The sequence below is a fragment of the Allorhizobium sp. NPDC080224 genome, assembly GCF_050281005.1.
GTDB lineage: Bacteria > Pseudomonadota > Alphaproteobacteria > Rhizobiales > Rhizobiaceae > Allorhizobium.
In genome coordinates this window covers 437,221-462,022 of record NZ_JBNNWJ010000002.1, presented here as the reverse complement: position 1 = coordinate 462,022, position 24,802 = coordinate 437,221, and the positions used below count along the sequence as shown (strand labels likewise).

General features: G+C 62.5%; 25 protein-coding genes and 1 tRNA gene. 11 read left to right on the top strand and 15 right to left on the bottom strand.

Annotated elements, in window-relative coordinates; all coding sequences use genetic code 11:
- The first annotated feature begins 128 nt into the window (after positions 1-128).
- Positions 129-2,729 (top strand): bifunctional lysylphosphatidylglycerol flippase/synthetase MprF, encoded by a 2,601-nt coding sequence (gene mprF, locus ACQKP1_RS20555; protein WP_427276790.1) that lies wholly within the window; start codon positions 129-131, stop codon positions 2,727-2,729.
- Positions 2,726-4,099 (top strand): virulence factor family protein, encoded by a 1,374-nt coding sequence (locus ACQKP1_RS20550; protein WP_427276789.1) that lies wholly within the window; start codon positions 2,726-2,728, stop codon positions 4,097-4,099. The genes mprF and ACQKP1_RS20550 overlap by 4 nt, the downstream gene beginning before the upstream one ends.
- 45 nt (positions 4,100-4,144) lie before the next feature.
- On the opposite strand, the gene ACQKP1_RS20545 is transcribed toward ACQKP1_RS20550, so the two are convergent.
- Positions 4,145-4,699 (bottom strand): SH3 domain-containing protein, encoded by a 555-nt coding sequence (locus ACQKP1_RS20545; protein ID WP_427276810.1) that lies wholly within the window; start codon positions 4,697-4,699, stop codon positions 4,145-4,147.
- Between the two features lie 169 nt (positions 4,700-4,868).
- Between ACQKP1_RS20545 and ubiG the strand changes: the two genes are divergently transcribed.
- Positions 4,869-5,624, top strand: a complete 756-nt coding sequence (gene ubiG, locus ACQKP1_RS20540) for a bifunctional 2-polyprenyl-6-hydroxyphenol methylase/3-demethylubiquinol 3-O-methyltransferase UbiG (protein WP_427276788.1) — start codon at positions 4,869-4,871, stop codon at positions 5,622-5,624.
- On the top strand, positions 5,621-6,172 hold the full coding sequence (locus tag ACQKP1_RS20535) for a DUF924 family protein (RefSeq protein ID WP_427276787.1): 552 nt from the start codon (positions 5,621-5,623) through the stop codon (positions 6,170-6,172). The genes ubiG and ACQKP1_RS20535 overlap by 4 nt, the downstream gene beginning before the upstream one ends.
- 8 nt (positions 6,173-6,180) lie before the next feature.
- Here the strand turns inward: ACQKP1_RS20535 and ACQKP1_RS20530 are convergent, their stop codons facing one another.
- The 5 genes from ACQKP1_RS20530 to ACQKP1_RS20510 are packed head-to-tail and all read right to left on the bottom strand — an operon-like array spanning position 6,181 to position 9,135.
- Positions 6,181-6,765, bottom strand: coding sequence for a DUF3291 domain-containing protein (locus ACQKP1_RS20530; RefSeq protein WP_427276786.1), 585 nt, complete (start codon positions 6,763-6,765; stop codon positions 6,181-6,183).
- The gene (locus tag ACQKP1_RS20525) at positions 6,762-7,190 is read right to left on the bottom strand and encodes a DUF1178 family protein (protein WP_427276785.1); all 429 of its coding nucleotides are present in this window, start codon (positions 7,188-7,190) and stop codon (positions 6,762-6,764) included. The genes ACQKP1_RS20530 and ACQKP1_RS20525 overlap by 4 nt, the downstream gene beginning before the upstream one ends.
- Positions 7,187-8,044, bottom strand: a complete 858-nt coding sequence (locus ACQKP1_RS20520) for a carbon-nitrogen hydrolase family protein (RefSeq protein ID WP_427276784.1) — start codon at positions 8,042-8,044, stop codon at positions 7,187-7,189. The genes ACQKP1_RS20525 and ACQKP1_RS20520 overlap by 4 nt, the downstream gene beginning before the upstream one ends.
- 13 nt (positions 8,045-8,057) lie before the next feature.
- Positions 8,058-8,312 (bottom strand): glutaredoxin 3, encoded by a 255-nt coding sequence (grxC, locus tag ACQKP1_RS20515; RefSeq protein WP_427276783.1) that lies wholly within the window; start codon positions 8,310-8,312, stop codon positions 8,058-8,060.
- Between the two features lie 46 nt (positions 8,313-8,358).
- A complete protein-coding gene (locus ACQKP1_RS20510; protein ID WP_427276782.1) occupies positions 8,359-9,135 on the bottom strand; it encodes a ComF family protein in 777 nt (258 codons plus the stop codon).
- Positions 9,136-9,202: 67 nt separating this feature from the next.
- On the opposite strand from ACQKP1_RS20510, the gene ACQKP1_RS20505 reads away from it, so the two are divergent.
- Positions 9,203-10,087 carry a methyltransferase domain-containing protein gene (locus ACQKP1_RS20505; protein ID WP_427276781.1) on the top strand — a complete coding sequence of 295 codons (885 nt, stop codon included), beginning with the start codon at positions 9,203-9,205 and terminating at the stop codon, positions 10,085-10,087.
- Between the two features lie 9 nt (positions 10,088-10,096).
- Here the strand turns inward: ACQKP1_RS20505 and ACQKP1_RS20500 are convergent, their stop codons facing one another.
- The 6 genes from ACQKP1_RS20500 to ACQKP1_RS20475 all read right to left on the bottom strand — a co-directional run bounded on the left by ACQKP1_RS20500 (position 10,097) and on the right by ACQKP1_RS20475 (position 14,100).
- On the bottom strand, positions 10,097-10,270 hold the full coding sequence (locus ACQKP1_RS20500; protein WP_427276780.1) for a Flp family type IVb pilin: 174 nt from the start codon (positions 10,268-10,270) through the stop codon (positions 10,097-10,099).
- Positions 10,271-10,327: 57 nt separating this feature from the next.
- Positions 10,328-10,648 (bottom strand): hypothetical protein, encoded by a 321-nt coding sequence (locus ACQKP1_RS20495; protein ID WP_427276779.1) that lies wholly within the window; start codon positions 10,646-10,648, stop codon positions 10,328-10,330.
- A 98-nt stretch (positions 10,649-10,746) separates the two neighbouring features.
- Positions 10,747-11,160: an 8-oxo-dGTP diphosphatase MutT gene (gene mutT / locus ACQKP1_RS20490; RefSeq protein ID WP_006728747.1), complete on the bottom strand. Its 414-nt coding sequence runs from the start codon at positions 11,158-11,160 to the stop codon at positions 10,747-10,749.
- Positions 11,157-11,960 carry a GNAT family N-acetyltransferase gene (locus tag ACQKP1_RS20485; protein ID WP_427276778.1) on the bottom strand — a complete coding sequence of 268 codons (804 nt, stop codon included), beginning with the start codon at positions 11,958-11,960 and terminating at the stop codon, positions 11,157-11,159. The genes mutT and ACQKP1_RS20485 overlap by 4 nt, the downstream gene beginning before the upstream one ends.
- On the bottom strand, positions 11,941-13,182 hold the full coding sequence (gene argJ / locus ACQKP1_RS20480; protein ID WP_427276777.1) for a bifunctional glutamate N-acetyltransferase/amino-acid acetyltransferase ArgJ: 1,242 nt from the start codon (positions 13,180-13,182) through the stop codon (positions 11,941-11,943). Before argJ ends, ACQKP1_RS20485 begins: the two co-directional genes overlap by 20 nt.
- Before the next feature lie 66 nt (positions 13,183-13,248).
- The gene (locus tag ACQKP1_RS20475) at positions 13,249-14,100 is read right to left on the bottom strand and encodes a peptidylprolyl isomerase (protein WP_427276776.1); all 852 of its coding nucleotides are present in this window, start codon (positions 14,098-14,100) and stop codon (positions 13,249-13,251) included.
- Positions 14,101-14,345: 245 nt separating this feature from the next.
- Here ACQKP1_RS20475 and secA point away from each other — a divergent pair, with 245 nt between their 5' ends.
- From secA to ACQKP1_RS20455, 4 genes are all read left to right on the top strand, one after another.
- Entirely contained in the window at positions 14,346-17,042 is a 2,697-nt protein-coding gene (gene secA / locus ACQKP1_RS20470) for a preprotein translocase subunit SecA (protein ID WP_203018317.1), read from the top strand.
- A gap of 100 nt (positions 17,043-17,142) precedes the next feature.
- Positions 17,143-18,348, top strand: coding sequence for an acyltransferase family protein (locus tag ACQKP1_RS20465; protein WP_427276775.1), 1,206 nt, complete (start codon positions 17,143-17,145; stop codon positions 18,346-18,348).
- A 61-nt stretch (positions 18,349-18,409) separates the two neighbouring features.
- Positions 18,410-19,804 carry a lipopolysaccharide biosynthesis protein gene (locus ACQKP1_RS20460; protein ID WP_427276774.1) on the top strand — a complete coding sequence of 465 codons (1,395 nt, stop codon included), beginning with the start codon at positions 18,410-18,412 and terminating at the stop codon, positions 19,802-19,804.
- Complete coding sequence (locus ACQKP1_RS20455) at positions 19,801-21,072, top strand: GNAT family N-acetyltransferase (protein ID WP_427276773.1); 1,272 nt, start codon at positions 19,801-19,803, stop codon at positions 21,070-21,072. The genes ACQKP1_RS20460 and ACQKP1_RS20455 overlap by 4 nt, the downstream gene beginning before the upstream one ends.
- 32 nt (positions 21,073-21,104) lie before the next feature.
- On the opposite strand, the gene ACQKP1_RS20450 is transcribed toward ACQKP1_RS20455, so the two are convergent.
- From ACQKP1_RS20450 to ACQKP1_RS20440, 3 genes are all read right to left on the bottom strand, one after another.
- Positions 21,105-22,739 carry an AMP-binding protein gene (locus ACQKP1_RS20450; protein WP_427276772.1) on the bottom strand — a complete coding sequence of 545 codons (1,635 nt, stop codon included), beginning with the start codon at positions 22,737-22,739 and terminating at the stop codon, positions 21,105-21,107.
- A gap of 131 nt (positions 22,740-22,870) precedes the next feature.
- Positions 22,871-23,362, bottom strand: coding sequence for a hypothetical protein (locus ACQKP1_RS20445; protein ID WP_427276771.1), 492 nt, complete (start codon positions 23,360-23,362; stop codon positions 22,871-22,873).
- A 22-nt stretch (positions 23,363-23,384) separates the two neighbouring features.
- Positions 23,385-23,469 (bottom strand) — tRNA-Leu (locus ACQKP1_RS20440).
- Positions 23,470-23,648: 179 nt separating this feature from the next.
- Between ACQKP1_RS20440 and ACQKP1_RS20435 the strand changes: the two genes are divergently transcribed.
- Entirely contained in the window at positions 23,649-24,230 is a 582-nt protein-coding gene (locus ACQKP1_RS20435; RefSeq protein ID WP_427276770.1) for a YqaA family protein, read from the top strand.
- An 11-nt stretch (positions 24,231-24,241) separates the two neighbouring features.
- Positions 24,242-24,757 carry a disulfide bond formation protein B gene (locus ACQKP1_RS20430; protein WP_427276769.1) on the top strand — a complete coding sequence of 172 codons (516 nt, stop codon included), beginning with the start codon at positions 24,242-24,244 and terminating at the stop codon, positions 24,755-24,757.
- Positions 24,758-24,802: the final 45 nt, after the last annotated feature.

The following is a 24,802-nucleotide window of genomic DNA, read 5'->3' as shown; positions in this document are numbered from 1 at the left end:
TTCGATGCAGCAATGCCCCTGGAACCTTGCCATAATTTGGATCGAATTCGGGAGCCAACCATGACACGACGCTCAGGCTGGGGGGCTGGGTTGTCGCATACGGGTCGACCGATACCGGACAGGGCGTCATGAAAGTTGCAGACGAATTTCCCGAGGCTCTCCAGGGCGACACGCTCCCGCCGCCCTCTTTCTTCAACAGGCATGCGAAGTCGATCGCAGCGATCATGGCTTTCGTCGTCTTCGCCGCCGTCGGTTATGCCGTTTACCGACTGACGGAAGAGGTCAGCTATGCGGATGTCCTGCGGTCGCTGGCCGCGACGAGCACCGTCTCGATCGCACTTGCGATCATCTTCACCATGCTGAGCTTCTTGACGCTTTGCTTCTACGACCTGAACGCACTCTCGTTCATCGGTCGCAAGCGCCCCTGGCCGGAAGTCGCGCTCACCGCCTTCAGCGCTTATGCCGTCGGCAATGTCGCTGGTTTCGGAGCCCTGTCGGGCGGCGCGATCCGGTACCGCGCCTATTCCCGCGCCGGCCTGTCACCGGATGAAATCGGCCGCATCATCGCTTTCGTCACGCTTTCCTTCTCACTTGGCCTCGCAATTCTGACCACCGGAAGCCTGATACCGATGGCGGGCGAAATCGCGCCGCTCCTCGGCATGACCTCCGAGACGCTTGCGACGGTCAGCACCGTGATCCTGCTCGCGATCTTCTTGCTTCTCGGCATCGCCCGGCGCGGCCGTCTGAAGATTGCCGGCCGTACGCTGAACCTTCCCGATACCGGCACCCTGTCGCGGCAATTCTTGGTGACCGTTCTCGACGTCGCCTTCGCCGCCTCCGTACTTTACGCTCTGTTGCCGACAGAAGCGCAGATCTCCTGGCCGGCCTTCTTCGTTGTCTTCGCGGTTGCCATCGGCATCGGCGTCGTCAGCCATGTACCAGCAGGTCTCGGCGTCTTCGAAGCCGTCATGCTCGCCGCCTTCGGCTCCGAGGTACCGGCCGATGCCTTGCTAGCCTCGCTCGTCGTCTACCGCGCGATTTACTATGTCCTGCCGCTCGTCATCGCGATCCTCCTGGTCACGGTGACGGAATTGCAGCGGCTGAAATCGAGCCCGCTGGCATCGGGTGCGGCAAGAACGGCCGGCCGCCTTGCGCCGACCCTTCTCGCGGCCCTCGCCCTCGTTCTTGGCGCCATGCTCGTCCTGTCGAGCGTCACGCCGACGCCCGGCGACAATCTCGACCTGCTCGCCAGGTTCCTGCCGCTCCCCGTGGTCGAAGGTGCGCATTTCCTCGCCAGCATTCTCGGCTTGATGCTGGTCATCGTCGCCCGCGGCCTCGCCCAGAGACTGGACGGTGCCTGGTGGGGCGCCCTCTTTATCGCGCTGCTCGCTCTGGCCCTGTCGCTTGCCAAGGCGGTCGCCATCTATGAAGCGGCCCTTCTGGCCATTCTGGTCCTCGCGCTCCTGCCGAGCCGCCGGCTGTTTCATCGCAAGGCGTCTCTCGGCCAGGCGCTGACGTCTTCCTGGCTGCTCGCCGTCGCCGTCCTGATTGGCGGCGCGATCATTGTCCTCCTCTTCGTCTACCGCGACGTCGAATACAGCCATGCGCTCTGGTGGCAATTCGCCTTCGATGCCGAAGCGCCCCGTTCGCTGCGCGCCATGCTCGGTCTCACCGTGGTTGCCATGGGCATCTGCCTCTTCAGCCTCATGCGCCCGGCAGCCCCGGCCATCCGTCCCGCAAAAGAGGAAGAACTGGCCAAAGCCGTCGCCATTTCAGACCGGAACGACGTGGCCGACGCCAATCTCGTGCGCACCGGCGACAAGTCGGTAATGGTCTCGCCCGATGGCGAAGCCTTCCTCATGTACGGACGTCAGGGGCGCTCGCTGATCGCGTTTCTCGATCCGATCGGGCCGAAAGCCTCTCGCGACGAACTCGTCTGGCAGTTCGTCGAGAAAGCCCGCGCGAGCGGATGCCGCGCCGTCTTCTACCAGGCGTCACCCGCCATCCTGCCGGTCATTGCCGATGCCGGCATGAAGGCGTTCAAACTCGGCGAAATGGCCGTGGTCGATCTCCAGCGCTTCGACCTCAAGGGCGGCAAATGGGCAGGCCTGCGCCAGACCGCTGCCAAGGGCGAGCGCGACGGGCTCACCTTCGAGATCATCCGGACGGAGAGTGTCACTCCGATAATCGATGATCTCCGCCAGATCTCCGACGCCTGGCTCGACCATCACCGGGCGAAGGAGAAGGGCTTTTCCCTCGGCGCCTTCACCGATGCCTACATGACAGCACAACCGGTCGCCATCCTGCGCCACGAAGGCCGCATCGTCGCTTTCGCCAATCTGCTTCTGACGGACACCCGCGAGGAAGCCTCGATCGATCTGATGCGCTTCGCCCCGGATGCCCCGAAAGGCGCGATGGACTTCCTCTTCGTCCGACTGATGACGACGCTCCGCGATCAGGGCTACCGCCATTTCAACCTCGGCATGGCGCCGCTCTCCGGTCTCTCACGCCGCGAGGTCGCCCCTGTCTGGGACCGCGTCGCCAACACCTTCTATGAACACGGCGAACGCTTCTACAACTTCAAGGGCCTTCGCGCCTTCAAGTCCAAATTCCATCCCGACTGGCAGCCGCGTTACCTTGCGGTCGCCGGTGGTCTCAATCCCGTACTGGCCCTGCTCGACGCGACACTGCTGATCGGCGGCGGCCTGAAAGGCGTAGTGAAGAAATGAAATTCCTGCTGCGGACGACCATCCTCGCTCTTCCTCTCCTCGCGGCTCTCACGCACCTCATCCCGCACAATGCCTATGCGGAGGGTCCCCCGCTCGACACCGGCATGATCCCCTCGCCCCTCACTCTCATGCCCGACGGTGATCCCCAGGCGCTCGTGGTGCTGCTCTCCGATGCACCAGGATGGCAGCCGTCAGACCAGCTGGAAGCGGAAGGGCTCCAAGCCAATGGCGCAATCGTCGTCGGCATCGACACACCCAAATACATCGCATCCCTCTCGCAGGACAAAGGCGACTGCATCTACACGGTTTCGGATATCGAGGCACTTGCCCACCAATTGCAGCGCAGGGCCGGAAATTCCAATCTCCTCCCGCCCATCATCGCAGGTCGCGGCGAAGGCGGCGCTCTCGCGCTTGCCATCCTCGCCCAGACACCGAAGGCGACGATCGGCCAGACGCTCGCCCTCGATCCCGAGGCCGGCATCCCCCTCACCAAACAGTTCTGCACCCCGGCGGAGAAGAAGGTTGTCGGCGACAGGATGATCTACGGCCTCACCCCGGGCGACCTGCCCGATCCCGCAACCGTCCTGTTCAGTCCGGCAGCCAAGGCCGATGCCCGCGCCCAAGTGGCAGCGCTCGAAACCAGCCATCCGGACATAGACCAGCGCGACGTCGGCAGCGATCCGTCGAAATCCTTCTCCGACACCATCGACGAATTGATCGCCGCCGGCAACGCCACCGAAACGCCGCTCGGTCTGCCGCTCACTGTCCTCGACGCTGTGCCGACCCGTGACACGATGGCCGTGATCTATTCCGGGGATGGCGGCTGGCGCGACCTCGACAGCCAGGTCGGCACCCATCTCCAGTCGTCCGGAATCCCTGTCGTCGGCGTGGATTCGCTGCGTTATTTCTGGACGAAAAAGACACCCGAACAGACAGCCGCCGATCTCGCCACGATCATCCACACCTATGAGAAGCGCTGGAAGGTGAAGCATGTGCTGTTGATCGGCTATTCTTTCGGCGCAGACATCCTACCCGCCGCCTACAATGGCCTGCCCGAAAAGCTAAAACCGCGCGTCACCCAAATGAGCCTGCTCGCACTCTCGCATCAGGCAGACTACGAGGTCTCGGTCTCCGGCTGGCTGGGCACAGGCAACAGTGGTGGATCCGATCCGCTGACAGACGTGGCGAAGATCAATCCGTCGATCGTTCAGTGCATGTTCGGAACGGAGGAAGAAGATGATGCCTGCAAGCAGCTGGTCGGCGGACCGGTCGAGACGATCGGCATCAAGGGTGGCCATCACTTTGACGGGGACTACCCGGCGCTCGCGAAGCGGATCCTCGACGGCCTCGACAGTCGAATGGCCAAATAGAAAGAGGGAGCGTCTCGCTCCCTCTCCAAGTGATGGTCGATAGCCTTAGCGGCAGGCGCTCGGATCCCGTTCGCAGCGCTCCTGCATCATCCGCCTCAAGGGAAGCCGTCCCGGGTCGCTTTGCCGCTCGATCTGGCGTCCGCGCCTGTCATTGTCGACGCGCCGATCACGATCGCGGTCGCGGCGGTTGTCGCGTACATCACCGTCACGCCAGCGATCCCGATCACGATAGAACGGTCGGCCGCGGTAGTGATCGTCCCAGTAGCGACCGATGCTGAAGGTCACGGTCGGGATGCCGAGCGGACGATAATATTGCGGCCCCACATTGACGCGCCGCTGCGAATAGGTCGTCTGCAGATAGGATCCGGAAACCCAGCCGCGATAGCCGGCAAAGGCGACGTCGCACCAGTTGGCGCTGGAAAGGCAGCCCTGGATGTTCACGCGGCTGCCCGACGGGATCACGATGACCGCCGGATACCGGGTGCTGGGCCCTGACCGCATGTTGACATTGGCCGTCGAGAAGGCCGAGGCGGCCTCGGCGACTGCCGGCAAGGCGCCTGCGGATGCAGCCAGCGCTGCAGCGAACCAGATTGACTTCATGATCGTGATCTCCTGTCTGCGCAGAACCGGCGAAACGGTCTTGTCTGGCAGGGCAACGCGCAATTGCGTCTGCCGGTTCCGCTCGGGCGCCGCACCTGCGACGTCTCCACCCTTGACTTTAAAGGTCATCGAGACGACTTCATGACCAAACGCGCCAGGAGGTTCCATCATGAGTGCAGAGGCCCGCACCACCATCGATCAGTCCGAAGTCGACCGCTTTTCCGCAATGGCGGCCGAGTGGTGGGATCCAACCGGCAAGTTCAAGCCGCTGCACAAGATCAATCCGGTGCGCCTTGCCTATATCAGGGACAAGGTGGTCGAGCATTACGGCCGCGATCCACGCAGCGCCCGCCCATTGGAGGGCCTGCGCATCCTCGACATCGGATGCGGCGGCGGCCTTCTGTCGGAACCAGTCGCCCGCATGGGCGCAAGCGTTCTTGGTGCTGACGCTTCCGAGAAGAACATCAAGATCGCCATGACCCACTCCGCCCAGAGCGGCGTGGACGTCGATTACCGCGCTGTGACCGCCGAAGAACTGGCAGCCCAGGGCGAGACCTTCGACATCGTGCTGAACATGGAAGTCGTCGAGCATGTTGCCGACGTCGATTTCTTCCTCTCGACCTGCGCCTCCATGGTTCGCCCCGGCGGCCTGATGCTTGTGTCCACCATCAATCGGACGCTCAAGGCGGCAGCCCTTGCCATCGTCGGCGCCGAATATGTCCTGCGCTGGCTGCCCCGCGGCACTCACCAGTATGAAAAGCTGGTCCGCCCCGAGGAAATCGAACGCCCCCTCTCGGCCAACGGCATGCAGATCCTCGAAACCAAGGGTGTCTTCTTCAATCCGCTGCAGAACCAGTGGAACCTGTCGGCAGACATCGATGTCAACTACATGATGCTGGCGAGCCGCCCGGGATCGGCGACATGACGACACCGCAAACGATCATCGACTTCTGGCTGCGCCACGGCCCGGAAGCCTGGTTCTCGCGCAACGAAGCGCTCGACGCCGAAATCGAAGCACACTATGCCGAGCTGCATTTCCAGGCCTCGCGCAACGAATTGTCGGATTGGCAGGAGACCCCGGAGGGCACCCTCGCCCTCCTCCTGCTGCTTGACCAGTTCCCGCGCAATCTCTTTCGCGGCAGCGCGCATTCCTATGCAACCGATCCGCTCGCCCGCACGATTGCCCATCACGCTTTGGCCAAAGGCTTCGACATCAAGGTCGAGCCGATCCTGCGCCCCTTCATCTACCTGCCCTTCGAACACTCGGAAGACATGGAAGACCAGCGCTACAGCGTCTCGCTTTTCGAGAAGCATCGCGACAAGACCGGCGACGCAGAAGCGCTGAAATGGGCCGTTCTGCATCTGGATCTGATCGAGCGCTTTGGCCGCTTTCCACACCGCAACGCCGCTCTTGGCCGCAAGACGACGCCCGAAGAGCAGGCCTATCTCGACGAAGACGGTTTCAAGGGCTGAGCCCTTGATCAGACGGGCAAGGCTTTGACGGCTGACATAAGATCGGCCTGCGCTTCGAGATTGTCAGCGGCCAGTTGCTTGATGCGCTCTCGATTGACGAGATAGGGGTCACCGTCGGCGGTGAAGGCACTTTTGAAATTGAAGGCGTCCGGACAAGGCCCCTGATCTGCCAGAAGCTCGAAGCGCCGCACCGCCTCGCTCCAGCCGGGTGTCTCTCCCGCCTTGACCCAGAAGAGCACCAAAGGCGGCCAGGCCTGTCGCTTGTTCCACTGACGCGCATGCTTCAGGGCATCCGCATGCACCCCTGCATAGGTGAAAGCGACAAGGCTCTCGATATCGAGCCATAGCGAGAGCGACGACACACCGCTCTCCCGACCGATCTCCCTCAGAAAGCGTGGAAAGACCTGTTCGCCCCAGCTTTCAGGCCCTGGCTCACCCGCATAGCCCGAGCGACCGACAAAACCGGCCGCACGGCTTGCAGCCTCGAAGTTGAACGGTTCTCTGAGCGAAAACCCCTGCACAGACCCGGTGAGATAAGCATCCGTATGGACGCCGAAATTATAGACCGCGAGATGATGCGAGGCGGTCGTCAATTGACGTCGTCTGGCAGGACCGGCAGCGGCGCGATCTCAATGCCTTCCTCGATCAGCGATTTGACCTCGACGGGCGAGGCCTGGCCGATGATGCCGCGGGCTTCTGCCTCGCCATAGTGGATCTTGCGAGCTTCCTCGGGAAACTTCTCGCCGACATCCTCGCTGCTCGCGCGGATCTCGCGGATCGCCTCCTTGAGCTTGACGAAGGCCTGCTTCTGCACCTCGGAGACGGCAAGCGCTTGGGTCTCCTCCTTCTGACGGGCGGTCGAAACGGCCGGCGCCATCAGCACCTTGGATACCTCGGCCGATCCGCAGACGGGGCACGTCAGGTAACCCGAAGCCTTCTGCCGGTCGAATTCGGCACTCTCCGAAAACCACCCTTCAAATTCGTGGGCCTTTTCGCAGCACAGCGAATAGCGGATCAAACTGTGACGCCTCCCTTGGCAAGCACAGGCGCGATGTCGAGCGCAAAATCGCGACCGTTCTTCAGGTTCGGGATCTTCGCCCGGCAGGCCTTGACGGCCTCGAGGTCGATCTCGGCGACGACTACGTCCTCACCGGTGCCGCCGGCAGACGCCAGCATCTTGCCCCAGGGGCCGACGATCATCGAATGACCGAAGGTCTCGCGCCCGTCTTCATGCACGCCCGCCTGGGCGGCCGAGATGACATAGGCACCGTTTTCGATTGCGCGGGCTCGAAGCAGGATCTCCCAATGCGCCTCGCCGGTCTGCTTGGTAAAGGCGGCCGGCGTCGTGAGGATCTGCGCCCCCGCCATGGCTTCCGCCCTAAACAGATGCGGGAAGCGCACGTCGTAGCAGACGCCGAAGCCGAGCTTGGCGAAGGGCAGATCGGCGACGACAGCCCTCTCGCCCGGTCGGTAGACCGCGCTTTCACGCCAGCTCTCGCCATTGTCGAGATCGACGTCGAACATGTGGATCTTGTCATAGGACGTGATCTTCTTGCCATCAGGCCCGAACAGAAAGGCCCGGTTGGCGATCTTGCCGTCGGCAAGCTTGATGGCGGTCGAACCGACATGCAGATGGATGCCGAGTTCCTTGGCGAGCTCCGACGCCTTTTTGACAATGAAATCGGTTTCTTCGTCGCGCAGCACGGCGGCAAGACCGGCCCGATCCTTCTGCACCGCGCCGGTCATTTCCGGCGTCTGGACATAGATCGCCCCGCGGCGGGCAGCCTCGCGCACGAGCCGCGCCATGCTTTCGGCATTCTTCTCCGGATCGACCCCGGAGCACATCTGGACGGCGGCAGCCTTGAATACCATGACCAATCAGTCCTTAGTTTGCGAGAAGCGGATCGAGCTTGCCGGCCCGGTCGAGCGCATGCAGGTCGTCGCAGCCGCCGACATGCTGGCTGCCGATGAAGATCTGCGGAAAGGTATTGCGGCCGGACTTGGCGATCATTTCCTCACGCAGATCCGGCTTGCCTGTCGCGTCATGCTCGACATAAGTGACGCCCTTCTTGTCGAGCAGCGCCTTGGCGCTGGCACAGTAGCCGCAGAATTGCCGTGTGTAGATCGTGACGTCAGCCATGAAGTTCTCCGCCGGAAAGCGTCGGGTAGACAGGGGTTTGGTCCCCTCATATAGGCCCGGCGAGTGCCCTTGCAAAGGTCAAAACAGTGACATCCTGAGCCCCTGCCTTTTTCAGGGCAGTGGTCGCCGCACTGACCGTCGCCCCCGTCGTATAGACGTCATCAATTAGCACCAGGCGCTTGCCGAAGACGAGATCCTCAAGGCCTGCCGGCACGCCGAAGGCGCCGCGCACGTTGAGCGAACGCTGGTTCGCCGTCAGGCCCACCTGTTGCTGCGTGCGCTTGCGCCGCACCAGCGCCTCCGCGAAAAAGGGTTTGCCCGATTGCCGCGCCACATGCCGCGCCAGCTCCGCCGATTGATTGAACATGCGCCTAAATATCCGCATCCGGTGCAGCGGCACGCAGACGATGGCATCGCAGGCGGCAATTTCCGCCGAGGCCGCCCGCAGCATCCAGCCCGCCATCATCGGCGCCAGATCCACCCGATCGCGATATTTGAGATCATGCACAAGATGCCGCGCCACCCCCTCGTGCAGGGCAACCGAACGCAGGCGGTCGAAGACGGGCGGATGGGCGATCGCCTGCGGCGAAACCATCCCCTCGCCTGGATCATGAGCAAAGGGCAGGCCGAGAACCGGACAATAGGGCTTGTCGATCAGCCGCATGTCGCCCCAGCACTGCGCACAGAGCGCATGATGGCTGGCGACACGGGCATGGCAATGGGCACAGGCCGGTGGATAGATGAGATGAAACAGCCCGCGCAGCGCCGATCCGGCATGATGCCGGCTGACGGCTGCGCTTTTCTGCACTAAATGAGCCCACATGCATCGACTTTACGCCCGCTCGGGCGTTCGGCCAATGCCGCAACGAGGCCAATCCAGGATTCCCGCCATGAACGCGCTTTTCGACGAAGCCCTGATCGCCCGCAACCGCGCGCGTGCGCTGGCCCGCAACGCAGCCGGCAGCGATTTCCTGCTGGACCTGACCGCCCGCGAACTCGCCGACCGCCTGGCCATTGTCCAGCGCAGCTTCGACGATGCTGTAGAACTTTTCGGCGGAACCGGGCTCACCGCCAGGACGGCGCTCGCGACCGGCAAGATCGGTACGCTGCGGCGGATCGAAACCGACGCGAATTTCGGTGATGCCGAAAACCCGGTCGCCGTCTCCGGTTACGAAAGCGTGCCACTCGACCCGCAATCGGTAAACCTCATCCTCTCGCCGCTGTCTCTGCATCTCACCAATGACACCCCCGGCATGCTGATCCAGATGCGCCGTGCGCTGAAACCCGACGGCCTGCTGCTTGCAGCCATCCCCGGTTCAGGAACGCTTTCCGAGTTGCGCGAGGTTCTCCTGGCAGCCGAAACAGAGATCTATGGCGGTGCAAGCCCACGCGTCATCCCATTCGCCGACATCAGGGACATCGGCTCGCTTTTGCAGCGCGCGGGTTTTGCGCTTCCCGTCATCGACGAGGAAAGCTTCACCGTCCGCTATGATCACATCTTCGCGCTGATGCGGGACCTGAAGGCCATGGGCATGGCAAATCCGCTCCTGGGACGCAGCCGTCGCCCGGTCTCGCGCAGGTTCTTCCTTCGCGCCGCGGAGCTTTATGCCGAACGCTTCTCCGACCCCGATGGCCGTATTCGAGCGACCTTCTCGATCGTCTTCGTTTCCGGCTGGGCCCCGCACGAGAGCCAGCAGAAACCGCTCAAACCCGGCTCGGCAAAAATGCGTCTCGCCGACGCTCTCGATCCAACGAAGCGACCAGATCAGCCCTGATGGGGGGCGTTAATTGTTGGCGTCGGTGAAGTGCGATTCGACGGTATTGAAGGTAGCGAGCAGCGAGCCCGTGAACGCGCTGTAACCGGAAAGCAGCGCAACGCTGATAATCGCGGCGATCAGACCGTATTCGACGGCGGTCGCGCCACGAAGGTCAGACATCAACTGGCGTAAAAGACGCATTCTCGCTCCTGACAGTCTGGATCCGAGATGGTTGCCCCCCGCCCCGGCCAATGTGAATTAGCAACCCGGGCCGGGGCCGTAGCCGTCGATGATGCAGACGGAACCGGGTGTCTTCTGAAGCACGCTGCGGCGGATCGTGTAGCGTTTGCCGCTCTCGTCCCTCGGGATCGACCCCGTAGTGATCAAGTCGAATTCGTCAGGCTGGAAAGCCAGCGTCTTGCGGTCGGTCTTGGAGGCGAGCATGGGCGTCAAGACGAGCGAAAGGGCGATCGCAGCCGTGCCGAACAGCAAGGCAATATTCAAGACCCCGGTCCTGCCCGTTTTGATCGAAGACCGCTCTCGGGACCGTGCGGCCTTCCAGAAATCCTCGTTTACCATATTACGCTCCACACACGTATCCGACGCATGAACAGAGGGTATATTGCGGTAAGGGTTATAAACTTTTGATTAACGACGCGGCTTGGATCAGGCTTTTCTCAGAGAAGATCCTGAAGAACCGGAATGAGCGGCTCGTCCGCCGGCGGCATCGGATACTCACGAAGCGCCTTGGCCTTGACCCACTTGATCGCCTGCCCTTCCCGCCCCTGCGGAATGCCCTCGTAGCGGCGGCAGATATAGAGCGGCATCAACAGGTGAAACGTCTCGTAGGTGTGGCTCGCAAAGGTGAGCGGTGCAAGGCAGGCCACCTTGGTCTTGATCCCGAGCTCTTCCTCGAGTTCGCGCACCAGGGTCTCCTCCGGCGTTTCCCCGGCCTCGACCTTGCCGCCGGGAAATTCCCAGAGACCGGCCAGCGACTTCCCCTCAGGGCGCTGGGCGAGCAGAATGCGGTTGTCGGTATCGACGAGCGCGCAGGCCGCGACCAGCAGGATGGGCTTCTTCACATCGCTCATGCAGACGCTTTCCGCCAATAGGCATAGCGATAGGCCTCCTCGAAGCCCATCTTCGCGTAGAGCGCCATAGCTTCCTTGTTGTCGGCAACCACCTGCAGCCAGGCGGTACGCGCACCGCGCATCCGGGCCCAGCGCAGTGCCGAGCTCAGTATCTCGATGCCGAACCCCTGTCGACGGTGATCGGGACGGACAGCGAGCGACATGATGCCTGCAAGATCATTGTCCTGCACGCACAGAGCCGCCGCCAGCGGCCCCTTGACGGCGTCCTCAATCACGAAGAGGCCAGACGCCGGCTTGATGTTTCCAAGGATCTCCGCCAGCGCCGCCTTCAAACCCGGATCGCTGCCATGCACCGCGATATCGGCATCGACATAGCGACCGACATCCTGGGTCGGCAGATGGTCCAGCGTATCGGGAAAAGTCATGCGCCCGAGATCGGCCGTCATGGTGACGACCTCCTCGAAGCATTCCCAGCCGTCGGAGGCCAGAAAGTCGATCAGAGGCCTCGGCGAAAGCGGGGTCTGCCGCACCAGAAGCGGTCGCCCATGCGCCTCGAAACGCTTGCCCGCCTTTTCGATCCGCAGCGCGATGTCGCGGCTATCGGAGGGATCGAGCGGCACGACGCAATTCAACCGCTTGCCGGGATGTCCTCCGGTCAGGCGCACCTGCCAGCTTCCGTCGTAAACGACGCTGCTCGCGGGCCAGGCTCTGAAACCGACGGCCTCAAGACGCCGAACGAGCGGCAGATTGGGATCACTTACCATTGCATGCATTCGGGCATCAGCTCCGATAATCGCCATTGATGGCGACATATTCCTTTGTCAGATCGCAGGTCCAGACCGTCGCCGTGCCCGACCCGAGACCGATGTCGACGGTCACTGGGATATCCTCGCGCTCCATCACGGCGGTGGTCGCCTCTTCCGAATAGGCCGGATCGCGCTCGCCATTCACGGCTACGCGCACATCGCCGAACCAGATTGCCAGCCGATCGCGATCGGCCATCTCCCCGGACTTGCCGACCGCCATCACGATACGACCCCAATTGGCATCTTCACCGGCAACGGCGGTCTTCACCAGCGGCGAATTGGCGATCGACATCGCGATCTTCTTCGCTGCGAGATCGTTTTCGGCACCCTTGACGGTGATCTCCACCATCTTGCGCGCACCTTCACCGTCGCGCACGACCTGCAGCGCCAGATCCTTGAGGAGATCGTTCAGCGCCGCCCGGAAATCGCCGAGACGGGCATCGTCCGCCCGCTCGACCTTTGCCTGGCCATCGGCCGATGCGGCACCGGTTGCAAAGAGCATCAGAGTATCCGAGGTGGATGTGTCGCTGTCCACGGTGATGGAATTGAAGCTTGGCTCGACGCCTTCAGACAGAAGGCCCTGAAGGGCCACGGGCGCGATATCCGCATCCGTCACGACGAAGGAGAGCATGGTCGCCATATCCGGCGCGATCATGCCGGCACCCTTGGCAATCCCATTGATGGTGACGGTCACGCCATCGATCTTCGCACTGCGCGTCGCGACCTTCGGATAGGTATCCGTGGTCATGATCGCCTTGGCTGCCTCGAACCAGAAGTCACCGGTTGCATCTTTCGCCATCTGGTCGAGCACGCCGGAGAACTTGGTCGCATCCAGCGGTTCGCCGATGACACCCGTCGAGGCGAGATAGATCTCGTTCTCCCCGCAGCCCAGCGCCGCCGCTGCCGATTTCGCCGTAAGCTCGGTCGCGGCCCTCCCCTTCACGCCGGTAAAGGCATTGGCATTACCCGAATTGACGACGACGCCGCGCGCCACGCCATGCGCCAGATTCTGCCGGCAGAAATCGACCGGGGCCGATGGGCACTTCGACTTGGTGAAGACACCCGCCACCGAAGCCGGCTCATCAAAGGCCACCAACAGCACATCGGTGCGGTTCTTGTACTTGATGCCCGCAGCCGCGGTCGCCATCCGCACACCGCGGATCTGGGGCATTTCGGCATAGGTTTTCGGAGCGAGGGGAGAAATGCTGGAAGACATGGCGCGGCCCGTAATGGAAGGCCCGCAAACTGCGGGCCTTGGAACAAACAACGATTGGGGAAGAGCTTACTGCTGCTCTGCCGTGTTGGCTTCTTCGTAGCCCTTGCGCAGGGCTTCGTCGACGATCTCGATCGTCTGCTCGGTCTTCGCCTTTTCGATCAGCTCGAGATACTTGTCGCGCATCACGAGCTGGCGAACCTGCTGCTCGACGGCTTCGAAGGCCGGCGGCGGAGCATCACGCTTGTCTTCGACAAGGATAACGTGGAAGCCGAACTGGGTCTGAACCGGGGTCTTCGTGTAGGTGCCCTTTTCGAGCGCGAAAGCCACCTCTTCAAACTCGGGGACCATGCGGCCCTTCGTGAAATAGCCGAGGTCGCCACCTTCCGTTTTGTTCGGGTCGGTCGACTTTTCCTTGGCGATTTCGATGAAGTCCTTGCCGGCATCGAGATCGGTGATGATCTGCTTCGCCTCTTCCTCGGTCTTCACCAGGATGTGGCGGGCGCGCACTTCTTCCTGCTTCGGAAGCGCTGCAACCTCCTGGTCGTAGCGCGCCTTCACTTCGTCTTCGGTCACGGCATCAACGACGTTCTTCTTGAAGAAAGCGTTGTGCAGTTCGCGCTCGGCGATAAAGGCCATGCGGCGCTTGTATTCCGGATCGTCCTGCAGACCTTCCGCCGTCGCGTTTGCCGCGAGCAGCTTGACGTCGATGGCGCCGGAAAGGGCTGCGACCTTCTTCTGCTCGTCGGGAAGCTGCGACAGCTGCGGATCGAGGTTGGCGACCGCCAGGTCGAGTTCGGACTGGGTGATCTCGAGATCGCCGACCTTTGCGACGACAGTGGCGTCCTGAGCGAAAGCCGCACCGGTGAGGGCCGAGAGGGAAACGCAGGCGGCAAGCACGATTTTATTGAGGCGAAGCATGAAAGACCTTTCGGATGGTGAACCGTTTCAAGACCGTTCGAATCGGGCAAAATATTGTCAGATGCCCGGCGACCGAGGGGATTTGGCACCAGCCTGCGCCGTTGACATCATTCGACCCCCCTCTTATCTGTCACGCAACCTCGCGTCCAGAGTAGTTTCAGGACGCCTTGTGCCTATTCGTCCACGCTAATGGTGGTCTGAAGGGTACGTCAACGATATGACGAAGGTCAGAAAGGACCATCGATATGGTCAGTCTTGGTGGACTTGCGCGCAAAATCTTTGGCTCGTCGAACGAGCGCCGCGTGAAATCCTATAACCCTCGAGTAGCTCAGATCGCAGCCCTCGAGGAGAAGGTTAAGGCGCTGACCGACGAACAGCTCGCCGCCAAGACCGGCGAGTTCCGGGCAGAACTGGCCGCCGGCAAGACACTGGACGATATCCTGGTACCCGCCTTTGCCGTCGCCCGCGAAGGTGCCCGCCGTGCACTCGGCATGCGTCCCTTCGACGTTCAGCTGATCGGCGGCATGATCCTCAACGACAATTCCATTGCCGAAATGAAGACCGGCGAAGGCAAGACGCTGGTTGCGACGCTCGCCGTCTATCTGAACGCACTCGCCGGAAAGGGCGTGCATGTCGTGACCGTCAACGACTACCTCGCTCGCCGTGACGCAGCCACCATGGCGAAGATGTACAGCTTCCTCGGCATGACCACAGGCGTCATCGTCCACGGCATGTCCGACGACGAGCGCCGTGCGGCCTATGCCTGCGACATCACCTATGCGACGAATAACGAGCTCGGCTTCGACTATCTGCGCGACAACATGAAGTATGAGCGCGGCCAGATGGTGCAGCGCGGCCACAACTTCGCGATCGTCGACGAAGTGGACTCGATCCTCGTCGACGAAGCCCGCACGCCTCTGATCATTTCCGGCCCGCTCGACGACCGCTCGGACCTTTACAACACGATCGACGCCTTCATCCCGATGCTGTCGGAGGAAGACTACGAGATCGACGAGAAGCAGCGCGCAGCCAACTTCTCGGAAGTCGGCACCGAAAAGCTCGAAAACCTGCTGCGTGAAGCAGGTCTCCTGAAGGGCGAGAGCCTCTACGACGTCGAAAACGTCGCGATCGTTCACCACATCAACAACGCGCTGAAGGCCCACAAGCTCTTCCAGCGCGACAAGGACTACATCGTCCGCAACGGCGAAATCGTCATCATCGATGAGTTCACCGGCCGCATGATGCCGGGCCGCCGTTACTCGGAAGGCCAGCACCAGGCGCTCGAAGCCAAGGAAAAGGTGCAGATCCAGCCCGAGAACCAGACGCTCGCCTCGATCACCTTCCAGAACTATTTCCGCATGTACAAGAAGCTCGCCGGCATGACCGGTACGGCAGCAACGGAAGCGGAAGAGTTCTCCAACATCTACGGTCTCGACGTCTTGGAAGTCCCGACCAACCTGCCGATCAAGCGTATCGACGAGGATGACGAGGTCTACCGGACCGTCGAGGAAAAGTTCAAGGCAATCATTGAAGAGATCAAGGCCGCGAACGAGCGCAACCAGCCGGTTCTCGTCGGCACCACCTCGATCGAAAAGTCCGAACTGCTCGCCAACATGCTGAGCCAGTCCGGTTTCAAGGACTTCAAGGTTCTGAACGCCCGCTATCACGAGCAGGAAGCCTATATCGTCTCGCAGGCCGGCGTCCCCGGTGCCGTCACGATCGCCACCAACATGGCCGGCCGCGGTACCGACATCCAGCTCGGCGGCAACCTCGACATGCGCCTCGACCACGAACTGGCCGACATGGAGCCGGGCGCAGAGCGCGACGCACGTGCCGAAGCGATCAAGGCTGAAATCGCAGCTCTCAAGCAGAAGGCCCTCGAAGCCGGCGGCCTCTATGTCATCGCCACCGAGCGCCATGAAAGCCGCCGTATCGACAACCAGCTGCGCGGCCGTTCCGGCCGCCAGGGCGACCCGGGCCGCTCGAAGTTCTACCTGTCGCTCCAGGACGACCTGATGCGCATCTTCGGCTCCGACCGCATGGACAGCATGCTGCAGAAGCTCGGCCTGAAGGATGGTGAAGCGATCGTCCATCCCTGGATCAACAAAGCGCTCGAACGCGCGCAGAAGAAGGTCGAAGCCCGCAACTTCGACATCCGCAAGAACCTTCTGAAATATGACGACGTCATCAACGACCAGCGCAAGGTGATCTTCGAGCAGCGCATCGAGCTGATGGACGCGACCGATGTCTCCACGACTGTCACCGACATGCGCCATGAAGTCATTGAGACCATGGTTGCCATTCACGTCCCGCCGAACGCCTATGCCGAACAGTGGGATGTCGCCGGCCTCAAGCAGAAGGTCGCGACCACCCTCAACCTTGACCTGCCGATCGATGCCTGGGCCGCCGAGGAAGGCATTGCCGAGGACGACATCTACAACCGCATCATGGAAGCCGCCGACAAGGCCTATGCCGACAAGGCCGAGCGCTTCGGTGCCGAATTGATGACCTATGTCGAACGCTCCGTCGTGCTGCAGACCATCGACAACCTGTGGCGCGAGCACATCGTCAATCTCGACCACCTGCGCTCGGTCGTCGGCTTCCGCGGCTACGCCCAGCGCGACCCGCTGCAGGAATACAAGGCCGAAGCCTTCGAGCTCTTCCAGGCCCTGCTTGCCAACCTGCGCGATGCCGTGACAATGCAGATGTCGCGCGTCGAGCTGGTCCGCGATCCGCCGCCGGCGCCGACCCCGCCGCCGATGCAGGCCCACCACATCGACGCCACCACCGGCGAGGACGATGTCGGCGAAGGGTCGGCCGTTCCTGCCGGCGATCGCGATCCCCAGGATCCGAAGAGCTGGGGCACGGTCGGCCGCAACGAGCCCTGCCCCTGCGGCTCCGGCAAGAAGTACAAACACTGCCACGGCGCGCTCGAAGCGTGACCGTGACGGCTTGAGGCTTTCTCAACCTTTCGCTCTTAGCCTCTGAAAAAAGGGGAACCGCGCCAAACGGCCCGGTTCCCCTTTTCCTTTGGAGGGCTTGATGTCGGCTGTGACAGCGCGGGAGCACCAGTGGGATTGGCTGCGCGCCTTCCTGATGCTCCTCGGCATCCCCTACCACGCCGCCATGGCCTACAACGCCCGCGTCCTCTGGGACATTCAATCGCCCGAAAAGAGCGAGATCCTGACCTTCCTGAGCGGCGTGCTCGTGACCTTCCGCATGCCCGCCTTCTTCATCGTGGCCGGATACTTCGCGGCCATGATGCTGGAGAGACGCAAGCCCACATCCTGGCTTCGCGGCCGGATCATCCGCCTCGGCATCCCCTTCCTTACCGGGCTGGTCCTGCTCGCCCCGATCCAGATTGCCGTGATCGATCTCGAAACTGCCCTTACCGGCGCAAGCTCGATGAGCACGGCGCTCGATCAGGTCGGCGAGGATCTCATCCATCCCGGCGCCAACTGGATCATGCATCTCTGGTTCCTGCCGGCGCTCCTCGCCTATAGCGGGCTATTGGTGCTGATCATGGCGGGGCACCGGTTCGGGTGTTTTCATCACGTCATCGACCGCACCGAGGCGATCTGCCGGGCGCGTCCAAGGCTAGCGCTCATGTTCCTGATCCTCGCAACGTCTGCATGGGAGGTGATGATCCACCTCGCGCATCAGGATATGCTGACGCGCCAGGGTGCCCTTCCCTATCTCCTCGCCCATGGCATCGATCCCTATCTCCGCTACCTGCCGTTCTTCCTGATCGGCGCCGTCCTCAGGCCATCGCCGGATATCCGCCAGGCCCTCGTCTGGACGAAGGGCTACGGCCTTCCGGCATTCGGCATCACCGCCGCGATCCTTGCCGCAGCACTGCGCGGGGCAGAAGCCGGCACTTCGGGCATCGCCTACAACGCGTTCGACGGCGTGGCTGCAATCCTCCTGAGCCTCATTCTCATCGGCATCGCCGAACGCTTCTGGAACCGCTCGGATCCGCGCATCGACCGCATCGTCGATGCCTCCTTCAGCATCTATCTGCTGCACCATCCCATCATCTATGCGCTTGCGGCACTCTTCATCCTGATGCAGTGGCCGCCGGTCGTGGAGTTCCTCCTGATCTGCCTCACGACCTTCGCTTTCTCCTATGGCATCCACCGACTGATCCGCCGCTCGCCCCTGGCGCTTTTCCTCTTCAACGGCGTGCCGATGTCCGGCAAGACCCGGGACGACGGGCGGCCGCAAGGCAGCATCACCACACTTCGTTAACCCTGATCTGTCATCACTGGAGGACATACCCGACCCAGCGAGAAGTATTGCGTCCGTACCGATGACTGTTCTGGAAACAGCGGAAAAATGGTTGCCCGCGGGCCCGCGTCTGGTGCGCGCGCTCCGCGCTGAAGACGAGACGGCCCGCGCTCAGCGCATGGCCGCGATCGCCTTTGCCATCCGCGTCATCAGCGCCGCCATCGCCTTCGTTTCGCAGATCATTCAGGCCCGCCTGATGGGCGAGTTCGAATACGGCATTTTCGTCTTCGTCTGGGTTCTGGTCGTGCTCGCCGGCAATTTCTCCTGCCTCGGCTTCCACACCGCCGTTATCCGCTTCCTGCCGCAATACGACCAGGACAAGGCCGATGCGGAGATCCGCGGTTTGACCTCAACGGCGCGTCTCTTTGCAATGACGAGCGCCAGCATCCTGGCACTGGGCGGCATCGCAGCACTGTATCTCTTCGGCAACAGCTTCGAGCACTATTACCTCGTCCCCCTCTTCCTCGCCGTCTTCGCCCTGCCGATGATCGCGCTTGGCGACGTGCTCGACGGCACCGCGCGCGCCAATCGCTGGGCCCTGCTCGGCTTGAGCCCCACCTATATCGTTCGCCCCGCCCTGATCCTCGCCTTCATGCTGCTCGCCGTGGCAAGCGGCAGACCGGCAACCGCTGTCACCGCCATGCAGGCCGCCCTTGTTGCAACCTATCTCACCACCCTCGGACAGTTCCTGCTGGTCGATCGCCGCCTGTTGAACCGCTACGCGCGTGGCGATCGCAAGGTCGATTTTGCCGGCTGGTTCAAGGTTGCCCTGCCGATCTTCTTCATCGAGGGTTTCGGCTTTCTCCTCACAAATTCCGATGTCATCGTCGTCGGCCTTTACTTGCCGCCGGACCAGGTTGCCGTCTATTTCGCAGCCGCCAAGACCATGGCGCTCATGCAATTCGTCTTCTTCGCGGTAAAGGCCGGCGCGACGCCGCGTTTCTCCAGCCTGATGGCCGAGGGAAACAGCCAGGGCCTCGCCGGTTTTGCGGGAACGGCCGCGCGCTGGAGCTTCTGGCCCTCGCTGGCCGTCGGCATCGTCGTCCTGATGCTTGGCGAGATGTTGCTCGGTCTCTTCGGCTCCGCCTTTACCGCCGGATACCTGCTGATGGTGATCCTCTTTGCCGGCAATATGGCGAAGGCCTTGGTCGGTCCGGCCGAAATGCTCCTGACCATGGCCGGGCGCCAGCAGCTCTGCGTCGCGGTCTATGCGGTGGCTCTCGCCTGCAATATCGGCCTCAACATCACACTGATCCCCGCCTGGGGTCTGGCCGGCGCCGCCACCGCGACCGCCACGGCCATGGCCGTGGAAGCCATGCTGCTGCATGTCGCGGTCCGCCGCGCACTCGGCATCGTCGTCTTCGCCTTTGCCGATCCGCATGCCCTGACGCCCCCCACGGAGGCCGTCCGCCCATGACCGACAGCATCTACAACGAGAGCATGAACAGCGGCGCCAACCGCCTGGTCGGCAGCCTTGCCGGTGCCCGCGTGAAGCCCGTGGCGGAGACGGAGGTCGCGACCGGCCGCGCCGGCCGCCGGCTGAGCATCTATCCGAGCCAGATGGGCTACGAGCTTCAAGACGAACTCGACTACCTGACCTATCGGGTGATGGAAGCCAATGTCTTCTTCGCCCCTCGCTTCCTCGCCCCGGCCATGCCGCGGCTCGAGGAGCGTCAGGTGCGTTTTGCCGTCATCCGTGACGAGGACGATCGCCGCTCGCGCCTGCGCCTTCTCTTTCCCTTCTCGATCGAAAAGCCCGGCTTCTCCGTCGGTCCCTCAATCATTCGCGTCTGGGCCAATCCCTTCGGCCCTCTCGGCACGCCTCTGGTCGATGCCGAAGGGGCGGCGGAAACCATCGACAACATGTTCGATGCCCTTGTGGCGCCGGAGATGCGCCTTCCCAATGTGCTCGTCATTCCGGATCTGCGCCTCGAAGGACGCTTCACCCAGCTCGCCCGTGCCGTGGCGCTGGCCCGCGACCTGCCTCTGACCGTTACCAACGAATATCAACGGCCCATGCTGCAGAGCTATGTGGATGGCCCCGCCTATCTGCAGTCGACGCTCAGCAAAAGCCACCTGCGCGAGATGCGACGCCAGGCGAAGCTGCTCTCCGCACAGGGAACGTTGAGCTACAACGTCGCCCGCCAACCGGAAGAGATCCGTCTGCGGATGGAAGAGTTTCTGGCACTGGAAGCGAGCGGCTGGAAGGGGCGCAAGCGCTCAGCCATGGTCAACGACCGACTGCGCGCGGCCTTCGCCCGCGAGGCCATCACCAATCTTGCCGAGGCCGATGCCGTGCGTATCCACACGCTCGACCTCGATGGTAGGGCGATCGCCTCCATGGTCGTCTTCATCATGGCCGGCGAGGCCTATACCTGGAAGACCGCCTATGACGAGCGCTATGCAAGGTTCTCGCCCGGCAAGCTGTTGATGGCGGATCTCACCGAATGGCATCTCGACGATGCCAACATCGAGCGCACCGACAGCTGTGCGGCCCCCGATCACCCGATCATGAGCCGCTTCTGGACGGAGCGCGAGGCCATGGGCACCCTGGTGATCGGCCTGAAAACCAATGCCGACCGTGACGTGCGCCAGGTCGGTGCACAGCTGCACATGTATCGCAACACGCGCAACATCGCCCGCATCCTGCGCGACAAGGTGCTGAACCGCCGCTTTGGCGGCTGAAAGCGGGTTGACCCGCGAGCAAGCGCAGACGCTCAGCTCGCCTTGGCGATTTCCTGATCCCGCAAGAGCCGGCGGATCACCTTGCCGCTGGTCGTCAGCGGCAGCTCGGTGACAAATTCGACCTCGCGCGGATATTCGTGCATCGACAACCGGTTCTTCACCCAGTCGCGGATTTCGGCCGACAGCGCTGGCTGCGCCGTATATCCGTCCTGCAGCACGACAAAGGCCTTGACGATCTCGGTCCGCAGCACATCCGGCTTGCCGATGACGGCTGCGAGCCGCACCGCCGGATGCCCGATCAGGCAGTCCTCGATCTCGGCCGGTCCAATGCGATAGCCAGACGAGGTGATCACATCGTCGTCGCGGCCGAAGAACTGCACATAGCCCTCTTTGTCCTGGCGTCCAAGATCGCCGGTCTTCATCCAGTCGCCGACGAACTTTTCCGCCGTCGCCTTATCGTTGTTCCAGTATCCCAGGAACATCACCGGATCCGGACGTTTGATCGCCACCTGCCCGGTTTCGCCGGCCGGCAATTCCCGCCCCTCGGCATCGATGATCGCCACCTCATGGCCCGGCACGGCCTTGCCGATGAAACCGCCCTTGGAGATCCCGAGATGGGCCGCCGAGGACAGCACGAAATTGCATTCCGTCTGGCCGTAGAACTCGTTGGGCACGATGCCGAGCGCCGTCTTCACCCATTCATAGGTCTCGCGCCCAAGGGATTCTCCGGCTGACCCGATGCTGCGCAGCACGAGATCATAGGTCTCGCGGGGCTTCTCGATCGCCTTCAGCAGCCGAAGAGCCGTCGGCGGAATGAAGGCGTTGCGCACCTTCATCTCGGCCATGATCCGGAAGGCCATGTGCGGATCGAATTTCTGCGCCGGCGAGGACACGACCGGCACGCCGAGCATCAGCGCCGGCAAAAGCGCATTGAGCAGACCGCCCGCCCAGGCCCAGTCGGACGGTGTCCAGACCTTGTCATCAGGCCGTGGCAGATAATCATGCGCCAACTGGAAGCCGGGAATGTGACCGGCCAGCACGCGATGTCCGTGCAGCGCACCCTTGGGCGGCCCCGTCGTACCCGAGGTGTAGATCATCAACGCGGGCGTATCGGGTCCGCTCTCGACAATGTCGAACAGACCGGACCGGCCCTCGATCATCGGACGAAAACCGATGACATCGGGACCGGGACCATCGACCGAGATCACCGTCTGCAACGCCGGTAAGCGCGCCTTGATCGCTTTGAGCCTCTGCAGGCCAAAACTGTTGGTGACGATCACGCGGGCGCCAGCATCCCTGAGCCGGTATTCCAGCGCCTCTTCGCCGAAAAGCAGTGCGAGCGGCAGCGCAATGGCACCCATCTTGTAGATGGCCACATGCGCAATGACCGTTTCAAAGCATTGCGGCATGAGAAGCGCCACACGGTCACCCCTGATGACGCCAAGCTCGGTCAAGGCCGCGGCCAGCGCCGAGGATTGCGCCGAAAGCTCGCCATAGGTCATCGAAAGATGCTGGCCATCGGGTGAGAAGTGCTGAAGGCACACGCGCTCGGGAAACTTCGCCGCCCAGTCGTCGGCGACCGCCCGTCCGATGTTGAAATCGGCGGGAATGTCCCAGCGGAAGTCGCGGCGCAGCGCCTCGAAGGTCTCGCGCGGCTCAAGCAGCATGGCTGAGTGTCCGGATCGTCATGCTGTCAGTGCTAACACTCATCTCGCAAGTGCACAACAAGCGGCACACATTAGCGTGAACGACCGGCAAACGGGAGAAGGATCCTCGTCGGAATGGCAGGCCTCAAAGGTCAGCCCTTGGCTTGGCCGCCCTCTGCGCGCATCAAGGCTACCAGCGCCTTGAGCTCACCGGCACGCACCATCTGCGCCGGCGTGCGCCCGGCAAAAGCCTCGAGCTTCTGGCTGCGATACCACTTCTCTGCCGCCTCCTTCGCGCCGAGCCGCTTCATCGCAAGCGTCAGAACCAGCGTCTTTGCATCGGCAGCCGACACGGTACCGGCCTCGATAGCTGCATCGATACGGGCGATCTGCGTCTGGACAGACTGCTGCCGAAGCTTCTGGCGCATGGCCGCAACCTGCGGCGCAACCGGTGCCACGATGTTGATCTTCTGCTTGCCATCAACAGGAGCGGCAGGCGACGCGGTCAGGGATGCAGCCGCCTGCGGCTTGCCTTTGCCCTTGGCGGCAACGGGCTGCGCCGGCGCCTTCGGCAACAGGCCGGCATCCACCACCACCTGCTGGACAGGTTGCGCCATACGGATCTTCTTCCCGGTGTTGCTCATGCCTTCTGCCTTTTTGAGAATGTGGTGCCCCATGCCGGAATCGAACCAGCACTCCTTTCGGAACTCGATTTTGAGTCGAGCGCGTCTACCAGTTCCGCCAATGGGGCACATGAGCGTCGGATGGACAGCGCCGGACTATACGAGCCGGGGTGTTTCGGTCAACGCCTTTTTCGAGCATCACTTCACGCAATCGTTCACTGCTTGCGTCCGACGGCGTGGCGGCACCATTTACAGGCGGCCATGCGCACCCTAGAACGCCGTGAACCATCTACCCACGGAAGTCTCAATGCTGCGTCGAATGTATGATTGGACGATGTCGCTCGCCGGCACGCGCCACGCCGATCGGGCCCTTGCTGGCGTGTCCTTCGTCGAAAGCTCCTTCTTTCCGATTCCGCCGGATGTTCTGCTCATTCCCATGGTCATCAGGCGCCGGGACCACTGGTTCAGGCTGGCACTCCTCTGCACGCTCGCGTCCGTCCTCGGTGCATTCCTCGGTTATGCCATCGGCATGTTCCTGTTCGAGGCGATCGGACGCCCCATCCTCGCCTTCTACGGCAAGGAGGACGCCTTCGAACAGGTGGCGGGCTGGTACAACACCTGGGGTGGCTGGGGTGTGCTGTTTGCCGCGATCACACCTTTCCCCTACAAGGTCCTGACGATCTTCTCCGGGGCAACGGGGCTGAACTTCCTCGTCTTCACCATTGTCAGCATCATTGGTCGCGCGTTCCGCTTTTTCCTCGTTGCCTTCCTGCTGAAGCTCTATGGCGAACCCATTCGCCTCTTCATCGAGAAATATCTCGGTCTTCTTTTTACCCTTTTCATGATGCTGCTGATCGGCGGCTTCTACCTCGTGAAATTCGCCCTGTGAGAGTGCTGCAGATGAATTCGATCCTGACACCCCTGAAGTCCGATGGCGCGCTCGCCGCCTTGCTCACCTTCGGCATGGCGCTCGTCGTGGGCTCTGCTCTCGGCTTCGAGCATATCGGCGGCTATATCCCCTGCGCGCTCTGCCTGATGCAGCGCAATCCCTACTACATCGGCATCGGTGTCGGCATTCTGGCCGTCCTCTCCGCCGTCTGCCGCCTGCCGCCTGTGGTCACGAAGCTGCTGCTGATCGCCATCGCCATCACCATGCTGATCAGCGTCGGCATGGGCATCTACCATTCGGGCGTCGAGTGGAAGTTCTGGGAAGGCCCGTCGACCTGCGCGATCGGCGCAACCGGTGGCGACACGCCGGTCAACGTGCTGGAAGCCTTGAACGCTACGAAGGCGCCCTCCTGCACCGAGGCGACGCTCCGCGTGCTAGGCCTGTCCTTCGCCGGCTGGAATGTTCTGACGAGTGCCGCCCTTGCAGCTCTCGCGCTCTGGGGCGTCTTCCGCAAGCCCGCTGTCTGACGCGGATCCGAGAGGCGGCGCAATCCGTGCCGCCTTCAGCCGCGC